The sequence below is a fragment of the Pseudomonas sp. RIT411 genome (assembly GCF_003057735.2).
Taxonomy (GTDB): Bacteria; Pseudomonadota; Gammaproteobacteria; order Pseudomonadales; family Pseudomonadaceae; genus Chryseomonas; species Chryseomonas oryzihabitans.
In genome coordinates this window covers 45,221-57,045 of record NZ_QBIZ02000018.1, presented here as the reverse complement: position 1 = coordinate 57,045, position 11,825 = coordinate 45,221, and the positions used below count along the sequence as shown (strand labels likewise).

Genomic DNA, 11,825 nt, shown 5'->3' with positions numbered 1-11,825 from the left:
AGCAGCATGATTTCCAAAGAAATACTATCAGCATATCAATTTTCGGCCTGCTTATTACATGCTTGCCAATACCTATCGCGCGGACCGGCGTATCTTCGTTATATGAACTAGCCTAACCAGGCCAAGCCGCCAACCACAGGTATTTCAGAAAAACGCAGCAGTAATCAGGAACATCCACTACAAATCGCCACCCAAGCAAGAACTATCAATTAAGCAGAAGGCGCGCACACTCACCCGCACCCTTAGCACCGGCACCCGACCACAACATACGAATACCGTCATCTTATAATCCGACTATATATAACTTCCTAACCGCCTCTCTTGCCACCCACTATTTTTTCGCCAAACATATACTCTTCATTTACTGCCGAAGGCCATTTATCATGGAATTCCAAACAGAAGAGCCGTCATCCTTTTCCAACCTGGAAAGCCCCGTAGAAGTCTATACGGAGTGGGATCCCCTGGAGGAGGTCATAGTTGGCATAATGGATGACATCCGCGTACCTGAATGGGATACCGGTCTGAGAGCCATCATACCCAGAGAGTCGAGCGATTTTTTCCAGACATACTCTGGACAGCGATTTCCGGAAGAACTGGTCATCAAGGCCAGGCAGGAAGTCAATACGCTGGCCAGGATCCTGGAAGCCGAGGGCATAAGAGTAAAACGGCCAAACGAGTTCAATCACCATCAGCCCATAGTGACTCCCCATTTCACTACAGGTGGCACCTTCTACTCCGCCATGCCAAGGGACTGCCTTTTCGCAATCGGCAAAAAGATCATTGAAGTGCCCATGGCCTGGCGCAGCCGTTACTTCGAGACCTTCGCTTTTCGTGACATCCTGAACGATTACTTCAGCAGAGGTGCAGACTGGATCTCAGCCCCCAAGCCGATGCTGAAAGACAACATCTGGAAAAAGGATTATGACTTCGACCAGGAGATTCCATTCAACTCCATAATCACCGAGGTGGAACCGCTATTTGACGCGGCCGACTTCATGAAGATGGGCCGCGACATCATCGGCCAGCGTAGCCATGTAACGAATAACAAGGGCATCGAATGGCTGCGCAGAACCCTCGGATCGGATTATCGCATCCACATCTATGAGTTCGAAGAGCCAGGACCCATGCACATCGACACGACGATACTGCCGCTGGCGCCAGGCCGCGTACTCGTCAACAAGGGCTGGGTACCGCAGATTCCTGACATCTTCAAAGATTGGGAAATCCTGACTCCGCCGCCGTCCAACCTGCCCGACGACCATCCTCTTTACATCACTTCCAAGTGGATTCACATCAATGTGCTGATGCTGGACGAAAGAACGGTGGTCGTCGAGCAGGACGAGGAGGCTCTGATCAACGCCTTCCGCCAGTGGGGTTTCAAGACCATCCTCTGTCCCTTCAAGCACTTTCAGACCTTCGGTGGCTCCTTCCACTGTGCCACGCTGGATGTCAAACGGCGCGGAAGCCTGAAAAGTTATATCTGAAGACTTCCGGCGCCCATCTGGAAACAGTGGGGCGCTCTAAGCGCGCAGGGCCCGAGGCCCTGCGCGCACCAATAGCCGCAAGCATGACAGGATTTGGAAATGCAGCTCGAACATACGGTACTGATCGTTTCTTCCGACCTGGATGTCGCCTTGAACGTAGCGGCGCTCAAGGCGAAGTATGACCTGCAGACCTGGAGTTTCGTCTTCCTGCTGGAGGATTATCTGGGCGAGGCGCGAGAGGAATTGGAACGCCCGGAAAACTTTCTCGTCTCTGACTTCGCCATTGCCACCGAGGTAGAGGCAGCGCTTGATAAGATAGCTCGCCACTACAGCATTTCTACCGCGGTGGCTTTCGACGAATTTTCGCTCTACGTAGCCGCTTCAGCAAATGAGCGCTGGCAACTTCCAGGCATCACCCGAGAAGAGGCGCAAAGGTTTCGCGACAAGAAAAAAATGAAAGAGATCGCTCAGCGCGCAGGAATCAGGACCGCCAGAGAAATAACGCTCGATGAAATCAAGCTTGGGCAGGTGCAGTTTCCCATCATCGTCAAACCGCGTTCGCTGGCGGGCGCTCAAGGCGTCCGGATCATTACCGAAGCAGACGAAATGTCGTCCATCGATATCGATTCGAACCCTGAATATCAGGATATGAGCAAACATCAGTATCTTATCGAAACCTATAATCCAGCCTGCATCTACCATATTGATTGTATCGTCCGTAAAGGAACACTGGCCTTCCTATCGGTCGGCGAATATCTAGGCAAACCCATGGATTTCCTGCAGGAAAAACCGGTCGGCGTGATAGCGGTTCCCGAGGAGATGATCGAGGATATCTGGCGCCATTTTACCGAATCCGTGATAGCCGCCTTTGACGCGCCTGACGGGGTCTATCACATAGAGGCCTTTGCTGGCGCAGAACTGCTGGAAATCGCCTATCGACCTGGCGGCGCGGCCATTGTCGAGATGATAGAGATGGTCTACGGGCTGGACCTGAAGCTAATCCATCTCGCGGCACAACTGGGCTTGGAACCTTCACTAGATATCCAGCGGAAGGCCCAAGCCTTTGGCTATATGACCTTTCCTAAAAAGCACCTTTCCCTCACACCGCTTTATGTCACAGAGGTGGCCTTACCACCCCTGGAAAATCTGCCAACGCTTAGCACCCATTCGATACCCAAGGCCGGCGACGTCGCTTCGGGAGAATTCTACTGCTACAAGGACTCGCTGGGCTCATTCGTCTTTTGCGGCGATCGCGATCTCGTGCTTCAGGACATCGACTACCTGAACAGGCATTACAGCGTCGCTGTTGACGCTGAACCGTAGATAGCGGCCTGGGACCGCTGCTCCCACAGATATCCGCCACGACCAAAGGCCCCGTTCATCATGAGAATTGACCAGCCCAACACCCTATTGATCATTTCCTCCGAACTGGATGTCGATAAGGTGGTCGCCAGACTCAGGGACACCTATGAGCTAGCGCGATGGACATTCGTCTACCTCCTGGAGGACCTGCTGGGCCAGGCTGGAGCGGAACTGGTGCGGAGCGACACCTTCCTGGTCCGGGACTTCGCCGTCCATGGCGAAATTGACAGCGTCCTTGATCGAATCGCCGACACCTACGCCATTACCGCAGTCCTTCCCAATGACGAATTCGCGGTGCACGTCGCGGCATGGGCCAACGAACGCTGGGGCTTGCCGGGGCTTACGCTCGATATGGCTGTGCGCTTTCGCGACAAGAAGCGGATGAAACAGATCGCCCAGCTGTTCAACATACCCACCGCCAAGGAAGTCACCTTCGACGAGCTGAAAAGCGGCGCCGCGACCCTTCCGGTCATTCTGAAACCCCGATCGCTGGCGGGCGCCGTGGGGGTCAGGATCATCACCGATGCCCGCGAGCTCTCCGGCCTCCCCCGCGATACGGGTGACAGCTACCAGGACATGAGCGAACACCAGTACATCATCGAAACCTATAACAGCCAGCCTCTGTATCAACTCGATGCCATCGTTCTCGGCAAGCAACTGGCGTTCCTCAGTACCGGTGAATACCTGGGGAAACCCATCGACTACCTTGCCGAGCAACCATTGGGGTATCTATCAGTTCCCCAAGAGGATCTCGAGGCGCTCTGGCGTCCCTTCGCCGAACGGGTGATAGCTGCGTTCGATTGCCCGGACGGGGTCTATCACATCGAAGCCTTCGGCGACGCAGGCGTTGGTTTGGAACTGCTGGAAATCGCCTTCCGCCCGGGCGGCGGACATACGACCGAGATGATAGCGTTCGCTCATGGCCTGGATCTGCGCCTGCTTCACCTGGCCCTGCAACTTGGCCTCTGTGAATCCCTGCAGGCCAGCCGCCGCTGCGAAGCCTGGGCCTATATGATGTTTCCGAAAAAGCACCTGTCCCGCGAAACGCTCCATGTCTCCCACCTGACGCTCGCAGCGATCGAAAGCCTTCCGACATTGAGCATGAAGACCCTACCGCGTCCGGGAGACATAGCTTCGGGTGCCTTTTTCTGCCACAAGGATGGCCTGGGTACTTTCGTATTCTGTGGCGAGCGGCGAAGAGTCGCCGAAGACGTCCAGTACGTTCTGGAACATTACCAGGTACATCTCGCTGTCAGAGGCAGCTAGCCCTTAGCAGCGCTCGCAATCCGCGCTCCTCTCACCGTTCTTGCCTGAGACCGTTCCCGCGGATTTGGCGGCCTACCAGTCCCTTTGCAAGGGGGGAAAACGGCGACCCGTGCGTATACGCGCGTGAGCACAGGTTGGTCGTACCAGGCGTCCTGCGCAACAAAAAGGCCCCGACGCCTTACAGCGCCGGGGCCTCTTATCGCCAGGCAAAAGCCTAGGGATCAATCCTCGCGATAGCGACGCAGGCGCAGGGCCTTGCCGGCTACGCGGGTGTCCTTGAGCTTGGTCAGCAGACGCTCCAGGCCTTCTTCGGGCAGCTCCACCAGGCTGAAGGAGTCACGGATCTGGATGCGGCCGATGGCCTCGCGATCCATGCCGCCTTCGTTGATGATGGCACCCAGCAGGTTCTTGGCGGCGACGCCATCACGGGCGCCCAGGGCGGTGCGGCAGCGCACGCGGCCTTCCGGCAGCGGCTGCATCGGACGACGCTCGCCACGGTCCGGACGCTCACCACGCTCGGGACGATCGCCCCGCTCGCTGCGCTCGCCACGGGGACGCTCGCCACGGCCGGCGCCGGGGGTGAGCGGCTGCTCGCGACGGACCGACTCGATGTCCAGGGCGCGGCCGCTGGTCAGCTTGGCCAGCAGGGCCGCGGCCAGGGTCGAGGGATCGCACTGCAGACGCTCGCACAGCTCCTGACGCAGGGCGCCGTGAGTGGTGTCGGCATCGGCCAGCAGCGAACCCACGCCATCGGCCAGGCGGGAGATACGGGCTTCCAGCACGGCTTCGGCGTCGGGCAGGCGGATCTCGCCGACGCGCTGACCGGTGACGCGCTCGATGACCTGCAGCATGCGGCGCTCGCGCGGGGTGACCAGCAGCAGCGCGCGACCTTCACGACCGGCACGGCCGGTACGACCGATACGGTGCACGTAGGATTCCGGATCGTAGGGCATGTCCACGTTCAGGACGTGGGTGATGCGCGCCACGTCCAGGCCGCGAGCGGCGACGTCGGTGGCGACCACGATGTCCAGCGAACCATCCTTCAGCGACTCGATGGTCTTCTCGCGCTGGGCCTGGGGCATGTCGCCGTTCAGGGCGCTGACGCGATAGCCCTGGCGCTCCAGCAGCTCGGCCAGGTCCAGGGTCGCCTGCTTGGTGCGCACGAAGGCGATCAGGGCGTCGAAGTTCTCCACTTCCAGCAGGCGCAGCACCGAGGCCGGCTTCTGGTCGGCGTGGACCATCAGGTGCGCCTGCTCGATGCGGGCGACGGTCTGGGTCTTGGCCGCGATGCGGACGTGTTGCGGCTCCTTGAGGTGACGCTCGGCGATGGCGCGGATCGACGGCGGCAGGGTCGCCGAGAACAGCACGGTCTGGCGGGATTCCGGCATGGCTTCGAAGATGAATTCGAGGTCATCCATGAAGCCCAGCTTGAGCATCTCGTCGGCTTCGTCGAGCACCAGGTGCTGGACGGTGGCCAGCAGGTTGTCGTCGCGACGCAGGTGGTCGCACAGACGACCGGGGGTGGCGACCAGAACCTGGGCGCCCATGCGCAGGGACTTCAGCTGCGGGCCCATGGGCGCGCCGCCGTAGAGGGCCACGACCTTCACGCCGGGCATCTCGGTGGAATAGGTTTCGCAGGCGGTAGCCACCTGCAGGGCCAGTTCACGGGTGGGAACCAGCACCAGAATCTGGGGTTCGCGGCGGGACGGGTCGAGCTTGGAGAGCAGCGGCAGAGCGAAGGCTGCGGTCTTGCCGGTACCGGTCTGGGCCTGGCCGATCATGTCGTGGCCGGAGAGAATCACCGGGATGGACTGCGACTGGATGGGCGACGGCTCTTCGTAGCCGACGGCCTTGATGGCGGCGAGGATGGCGGGATTGAGATTGAGCGCAGCGAAACCGCTGGTGTCCTGGGTCATTGTCTTGCCTCGTGTGCTTCGCAAAGACCCCAAAGCCAAGAGCTGCGCTTATCCGAATGACCGAAGTCGCCCAGGCAGCCAAGGTGTGAGCTTTTTGCGAAATAGCGGATGAAAAAGGGGTGAAGCGTCTAGGATTGTTCGCCGTCGGGCGAACGCACGACCGGTGTGGCCATGGCGGCGGACCGGGAAAATGCAGTTCCTGAACGGAAGGTCAAAAAGACCGGGGCGAATGATACCCGAACCCTGGACATTTCTCCAGAGAACCTTGGTCTACTTTTGTGGTCAGGTTGCCGCACGCAGGTTGTCCAGATAGGCCTCCACATCGAAGCCTATCCGCGGGGTCAACTCCCGGGCGCGCTGCCGCGTGCCCGCCTCGTCCAGCTCCTGCTCCAGACTGGCCGGCACCAGCAGGATGACATTGCCCTCGACCACCGGGCACTCCCAGTAATGATGGCGGAACAGGCCGCGCAGCAGTGCGGCGCCCAGGGGCTTGCCGTCGGTGGCGCTCCACTGGTTGATCATCAGCCAGCCGCCGGGGTTGAGCTTGGCCTGGCAATTTTCCAGGAAGCGCCAGGCCAGGTGCGCACTGGAGGGGCCGACATCGGTATAGAGGTCGACGAAGATCAGATCGGCAGGCGCCGCGCTGTCGAGCAGGTCCAGGGCATCGCCGATGCGGATGGCCAGGCGCGGGTCCTCGTCGAGGCCCAGATGCTGGCGTGCCAGGCGCGGTACCGCGGGGCGCAGCTCCAGGGCTTCCACCGCCTCCAGGGGCAGCCACTTGAGGCAGGCCTGGGTCAGGGTGCCGGCGCCCAGGCCGAGAAAGAGCGCTCGCCGCGGCTGCGGGTGGCAGAGCGCGCCCAGCAGCATGGCGCGGTTGTAGTCGTATTCCAGCCAGGCGGGGTCCGCCGTAAAGACGCAGCTCTGCTCCACCTCCTCGCCAAACTCCAGGAAGCGATAAGGCCCCACCTCCACCACCCGGATCCGGCCATGGTCATCGACGACCTCTTCCAGCAACACTTCCGTCTCGACCATCACCACCCTCCTCTATAGCCGCCCATGGTAGCCGCGATGGGCACTGTCTATCGAGCCATGCCGCCGCTATCGGTTACCATGGACGGCTTCATCGCACCCTCAGAGAGAATCATGTCCGCGCCCTGGAGCCCCACCAGCTGGAGAGGCCTGCCCATCCAGCAACAGCCCGAATACCCCGACAAAGCCCGTCTCGCCGATGTCGAGCGCACCCTGGCCGGCTATCCGCCGCTGGTGTTCGCTGGCGAGGCCCGCGAATTGCGCCGGCAGTTCGCCGAGGTCACCCAGGGCCGGGCCTTCCTGCTGCAGGGCGGCGATTGCGCGGAAAGCTTCTTCGAATTTTCTGCCGGCAAGATTCGCGACACCTTCAAGGTGCTCCTGCAGATGGCGGTGGTCATGACCTTCGCCGCCGGTTGCCCGGTGGTCAAGGTCGGCCGCATGGCCGGCCAGTTCGCCAAGCCGCGCTCCTCCGGCGACGAGGTCCAGGACGGCGTCTCCCTGCCGGCCTACCGTGGCGACATCGTCAACGGCATCGACTTCACCGAAGGCAGCCGCATCCCCGACCCGCAGCGCCTGATCCAGGCCTACAACCAGTCCACCGCGACCCTCAACCTGCTGCGCGCCTTTGCCCAGGGCGGTTTCGCCGATCTGCACCAGGTGCATCGCTGGAATCTGGACTTCATCGCCAACTCGGCCCTGGCCGACCGCTACCACCAGCTGGCGGACCGCATCGACGAGACCCTAGCCTTCATGCGTGCCTGCGGCCTGGACACCGCGCCCCAGGTCAAGGAAACCAACTTCTTCACCGCCCACGAGGCGCTGCTGCTCAACTACGAAGAAGCCTTCGTCCGCCGCGACAGCCTGACCGGTGACTGGTACGACTGCTCGGCGCACATGCTCTGGATCGGTGACCGCACCCGCCAGCCCGACGGTGCCCACGTCGAATTCCTGCGCGGCGTGAACAACCCCATCGGCGTCAAGGTCGGTCCTTCCACTACCAGCGAAGACCTGATCCGCCTGATCGACACCCTCAACCCCGAGAACGATCCGGGTCGCCTCAACCTCATCGTGCGGATGGGCGTGGGCAAGGTCGGCGATCACCTGCCGCGCCTGATCCAGACCGTCGAGCGCGAGGGTCGCCAGGTGCTGTGGAGCTCCGACCCCATGCACGGCAACACCATCAAGGCGTCCACCGGCTACAAGACCCGGGATTTCGCCAGCGTGCTGGGCGAGGTCAAGGAATTCTTCGGCGTGCACCAGGCCGAGGGCACCTACGCGGGCGGCATCCATATCGAGATGACCGGCCAGAACGTCACCGAATGCATCGGTGGCGCCCGCCCGGTCACCGAAGACGCCCTGTCCGATCGCTACCACACCCATTGCGACCCGCGCCTGAATGCCGACCAGTCCCTGGAACTGGCCTTCATGATCGCCGAGACGCTCAAGGGCATTCGCCGCTAAGGCAGAGAGGGCGCGGCGCGCCCTAGTGCCGCGCCACCGCCTCGCGCAAGACGTCCGCCGGCCCGTGCAACTGCAGGTCGGCGAGGCCGAGCCAGTCGGCCAGGGCACGCAACTGCCCCGCCAGGGCGTCCAGCCCCTCGTCATCGAGCCCCGCCGCCTCCAGATGCACGGCATGCACCGCCAGCCGTGACTGCGCCCGCTCGGCGCGCAGATCCACCCGCGCCGCCAGCCGCTCCCGGTAGAGAAAGGGCAGCACATAGTAGCCGTAGACCCGCTTGGACGCCGGCGTGTAGATCTCCAGTCGATAGCGAAAGCCGAACAGCTGCTCGGTGCGCTCACGCTCCCAGACCAGCGAATCGAAGGGCGACAGTAGCGCCGCGGCGCGCACGGGGCGCCCGGGATTGCGCGTCTCGGCGACATAGGCCGGCTTCGACCAGCCCTGCACCTGGAGGGGCTGCAGACTGCCCTCCTCCAGCAATTCGGCGAGGCCCTGGCGAGCTTCGGCCGGACTGAGACGAAAATAGTCACGCAGCTGGACCTCGCTCGCCACGCCCAGGGCACGGGCGCTGCGCAGCAGCAGGGCGCGGCGGGCGGCTTCAGGCGCAACAGCCGGCGCCGCGAGGATCTCCGCCGGAAGCACCCGCTCGGGCAGGTCATAGAGGCGCTCGAAGCCGCGCCGCCCGGCCACCGTCACCTCACCGGCGGCGAACAGCCACTCCAGCGCCAGCTTGCCCGGACTCCAGTCCCACCAGGGACCGGCCTGCTCGACCCGCTTGGCCAGGCTGCCGGCGCCCAGGGCACCGCGCTGCACCACCGCCTCCAGGGTCTGGGCGACGACCTGCGGCTGTTCGACGGCGAAACGCGCCAGCTGCCGATAGATGCCGATGCCCTGGCGCGCCTGATCGCGCCGCCAGCGCAGCTCGGCCCAGACCTCGGCCGGCACCAGCGAAGCCTCGTGGGCCCAGCATTCATAGAGCTGGCGCTTGCGCCCCTGGCCCCAGGCCAGGGCATCGAAATCGGCGAAGGCATAGTGGCCGAGACGGCTGAACAGCGGCAGGTAATGGGAGCGCACCAGCGCATTGACCGAATCGATCTGCAGCACGTTCAGCCGTGCGGCCTGGCGATACAGGGCGGCGGGACCCGCGCCACCCTTGGGTTGATTACCGAAACCCTGGGCGCGCAAGGCCAGACGCCGGGCCTCGCGCAGGGAAAGGCTGTCCATCCGAGCTCCTGATAGAGGAAGGGATCTTTCACCCTAGCAGGATCGGCGGCGGCGCTCCTCCGCGGGCTGCTGCCAGAACGGCTTGTCGGCCTCCTGCCAGGCATCGGCGCGACTCAGGCCAAGGTCGTGCAGCGCACCTTCATCCAGCCGATAGAGCGCTCGGCGTTGGCGGGAGACCTCTATTGCCCGCCGCAACCAGGCCCAGACCTGCCGCAGACGAGAGGTGACGCCCGCAACACCAGGGGAACGCCCGGACGAATCTCGGTGAGCTATGAGCTGAGCCATGGTGCATCTCCTTCTCCAGAGGGTATGGCTCAAGTCTGGAAGCCGGATTAACATCAATCCAACGAATCTTTCTGATGCGATCCATTCACCGAGCTGATGCCATGAACTACCCCAGCATAGAGACCGATCTGCTGCGCACCTTTGTCGCCATCGCCGATCAGGGCGGCTTCACCCGCGCGGCCGAGGTGGTCAACCGCACCCAGTCGGCGGTGAGCATGCAGATGCGCAAGCTGGAAGAGGACGTGCTGCAGCGGCGACTGTTCGAGCGTGACGGCCGCCAGGTGCGTCTGACTGCGGAAGGCCAGGTCCTGCTGGGCTTCGCTCGGCGGATCCTCAAGCTGCATGGGGAGGTGATGACCACCCTGCGCGAGCCGCACATGGTGGGGACGGTGCGCATCGGCACCCCTGACGACTACGTCATGAGGTTCATTCCGGGCATCCTTGCGGGCTTCGCCAAGGCCTACCCGCTGGTGCAGGTGGATGTCCACTGCGAGCCCACCGCGGGTCTGCTGCAGCGCCAGGATCTGGATCTGACCATCGTTACCCGCGAACCGGGCAACGAGATCGGTCTGCCGTTGCGGCGGGAACGCTTCGTCTGGGCCGAGGCACCCGGGTTCGACATTCACCAGCGCGATCCGCTGCCGCTGGCGATGTTCAATACCTCCTGCTTTCTCAGCGAATGGGCCCGCCGCGCCCTGGACAATCGCGACCGTGGCTATCGCCTGGCCTACAGCAGCCCCAGCCTTGCCGCGCTGCTGGGCATCGTCAAGGCAGGCCTGGCGGTCACCGCGCAGCTGGAGAGCCTGCTGCCGAGCGAATTGCGCCGGCTGGGAGAAGCCGACGGCATGCCCGACCTGCCCTCCTGTTCCATCGAACTGCTGCGTAATCCACGCAGCGCCTCGCCGATCATCGACACCCTCGCCGAGCATATCGCCGAGGGCTTTCGGCAGTAGTCAGCGCAGCGCCAAGAGCACCGCACAGAGCAGCAGGAAGCCGCAGAACAGCAGGCGCAACAACCGCTCGGGGAGTTGGTGGGCCAGCTTCACGCCCCAGCTGACGCTGAGCAGGCCGCCGATGGCAAGAGGAATGCCGACGCTCCAATCCACTTCGCCATGCCAGGCATAGCTGGCCAGGGTGACGCCCGTGGTGGGCAACGCCATGGCCAGGGACATACCCTGGGCCGCGACCTGGGTCAGCCCCATCACGCCCGCCAGGATGGGCGTGGCGATCACCGCCCCGCCGACGCCGAACAGCCCACCGACCAGTCCCGCCACCAGCCCCAGCACGCCAAGGCCCAGACGGCTCGGCGTGGTCAGCGGTGGCTGGCCACGGCGATAGAGTTGCCAGAGGTTGTAGAGCACAAGGAGCAGCAGGAAGCCGACGAAGCCGTGGCGCATGGAGCGGGCGTCCAGGGAGACCGCCAGTGCCGTGCCCACCAGGGCCGAGACCATGCCCGCGCCCGCTAGCAAGGCGGCGCGCTGCCAATCAATGCGGTTGCGCTGGTTGTACTTGTAGACCGACAGCAGCACGTTGGGCACCACCATCACCAGGGCGGTGCCCTGGGCCAGTTGCTGGTCGAGGCCGAACAGCAGCGCCAGCACCGGAATGGCGATGAGGCCACCGCCGATGCCGAACAGCCCACCCACCACACCCAGCACCGCCCCGAGGACGACATCGATCAACAAGGTAAACAGCGATTCCACGGCAATTCTATCCAGCGGCGAACGGATTTGGAGAGACCGGCCAGGCCGGCCTGCGGCGAAAGCCCAGACAGCAAAAAGCCCGGCAAGCCGGGCTTTC

Annotated in this window: 10 protein-coding genes; 5 read left to right on the top strand and 5 right to left on the bottom strand. The window is 62.8% G+C overall.

What is annotated here, in order from left to right:
* The first annotated feature begins 383 nt into the window (after nt 1-383).
* From DBY63_RS20355 to DBY63_RS20345, 3 genes are all read left to right on the top strand, one after another.
* Complete coding sequence (locus DBY63_RS20355) at nt 384-1,484, top strand: amidinotransferase (RefSeq protein WP_027602197.1); 1,101 nt, start codon at nt 384-386, stop codon at nt 1,482-1,484.
* A 99-nt stretch (nt 1,485-1,583) separates the two neighbouring features.
* Nucleotides 1,584-2,807 carry a serine kinase gene (locus tag DBY63_RS20350; RefSeq protein WP_108582702.1) on the top strand — a complete coding sequence of 408 codons (1,224 nt, stop codon included), beginning with the start codon at nt 1,584-1,586 and terminating at the stop codon, nt 2,805-2,807.
* Between the two features lie 60 nt (nt 2,808-2,867).
* Nucleotides 2,868-4,112 carry a serine kinase gene (locus DBY63_RS20345; protein ID WP_108582703.1) on the top strand — a complete coding sequence of 415 codons (1,245 nt, stop codon included), beginning with the start codon at nt 2,868-2,870 and terminating at the stop codon, nt 4,110-4,112.
* A 221-nt stretch (nt 4,113-4,333) separates the two neighbouring features.
* Here DBY63_RS20345 and DBY63_RS20340 read toward each other — a convergent pair whose 3' ends face one another.
* Both DBY63_RS20340 and DBY63_RS20335 read right to left on the bottom strand, forming a co-directional pair.
* Complete coding sequence (locus tag DBY63_RS20340) at nt 4,334-6,028, bottom strand: DEAD/DEAH box helicase (protein ID WP_007158490.1); 1,695 nt, start codon at nt 6,026-6,028, stop codon at nt 4,334-4,336.
* A 282-nt stretch (nt 6,029-6,310) separates the two neighbouring features.
* On the bottom strand, nt 6,311-7,060 hold the full coding sequence (locus tag DBY63_RS20335; RefSeq protein ID WP_027602193.1) for a spermidine synthase: 750 nt from the start codon (nt 7,058-7,060) through the stop codon (nt 6,311-6,313).
* A 111-nt stretch (nt 7,061-7,171) separates the two neighbouring features.
* On the opposite strand from DBY63_RS20335, the gene DBY63_RS20330 reads away from it, so the two are divergent.
* Entirely contained in the window at nt 7,172-8,518 is a 1,347-nt protein-coding gene (locus tag DBY63_RS20330; protein WP_007158492.1) for a 3-deoxy-7-phosphoheptulonate synthase class II, read from the top strand.
* Nucleotides 8,519-8,540: 22 nt separating this feature from the next.
* On the opposite strand, the gene DBY63_RS20325 is transcribed toward DBY63_RS20330, so the two are convergent.
* Entirely contained in the window at nt 8,541-9,740 is a 1,200-nt protein-coding gene (locus DBY63_RS20325; RefSeq protein WP_108582704.1) for a crosslink repair DNA glycosylase YcaQ family protein, read from the bottom strand.
* 33 nt (nt 9,741-9,773) lie between these two features.
* Nucleotides 9,774-10,025: a DUF1127 domain-containing protein gene (locus DBY63_RS20320; RefSeq protein WP_052504120.1), complete on the bottom strand. Its 252-nt coding sequence runs from the start codon at nt 10,023-10,025 to the stop codon at nt 9,774-9,776.
* A gap of 101 nt (nt 10,026-10,126) precedes the next feature.
* On the opposite strand from DBY63_RS20320, the gene DBY63_RS20315 reads away from it, so the two are divergent.
* A complete protein-coding gene (locus DBY63_RS20315) occupies nt 10,127-10,978 on the top strand; it encodes a LysR substrate-binding domain-containing protein (RefSeq protein WP_007158495.1) in 852 nt (283 codons plus the stop codon).
* Here DBY63_RS20315 and DBY63_RS20310 read toward each other — a convergent pair whose 3' ends face one another.
* The gene (locus DBY63_RS20310; RefSeq protein WP_027602189.1) at nt 10,979-11,719 is read right to left on the bottom strand and encodes a sulfite exporter TauE/SafE family protein; all 741 of its coding nucleotides are present in this window, start codon (nt 11,717-11,719) and stop codon (nt 10,979-10,981) included.
* Between the last annotated feature and the right edge of the window lie 106 nt (nt 11,720-11,825).

What these genes read in the sequence shown, in the direction of transcription:
- DBY63_RS20350 (WP_108582702.1), top strand. Translation starts at nt 1,584, where the DNA reads ATGCAGCTCGAACATACGGTACTGATCGTTTCTTCCGACCTGGATGTC.
- DBY63_RS20340 (WP_007158490.1), bottom strand. Translation starts at nt 6,028, where the DNA reads ATGACCCAGGACACCAGCGGTTTCGCTGCGCTCAATCTCAATCCCGCC.
- DBY63_RS20325 (WP_108582704.1), bottom strand. Translation starts at nt 9,740, where the DNA reads ATGGACAGCCTTTCCCTGCGCGAGGCCCGGCGTCTGGCCTTGCGCGCC.
- DBY63_RS20345 (WP_108582703.1), top strand. Translation starts at nt 2,868, where the DNA reads ATGAGAATTGACCAGCCCAACACCCTATTGATCATTTCCTCCGAACTG.
- DBY63_RS20335 (WP_027602193.1), bottom strand. Translation starts at nt 7,060, where the DNA reads ATGGTCGAGACGGAAGTGTTGCTGGAAGAGGTCGTCGATGACCATGGC.
- DBY63_RS20315 (WP_007158495.1), top strand. Translation starts at nt 10,127, where the DNA reads ATGAACTACCCCAGCATAGAGACCGATCTGCTGCGCACCTTTGTCGCC.
- DBY63_RS20320 (WP_052504120.1), bottom strand. Translation starts at nt 10,025, where the DNA reads ATGGCTCAGCTCATAGCTCACCGAGATTCGTCCGGGCGTTCCCCTGGT.
- DBY63_RS20330 (WP_007158492.1), top strand. Translation starts at nt 7,172, where the DNA reads ATGTCCGCGCCCTGGAGCCCCACCAGCTGGAGAGGCCTGCCCATCCAG.
- DBY63_RS20355 (WP_027602197.1), top strand. Translation starts at nt 384, where the DNA reads ATGGAATTCCAAACAGAAGAGCCGTCATCCTTTTCCAACCTGGAAAGC.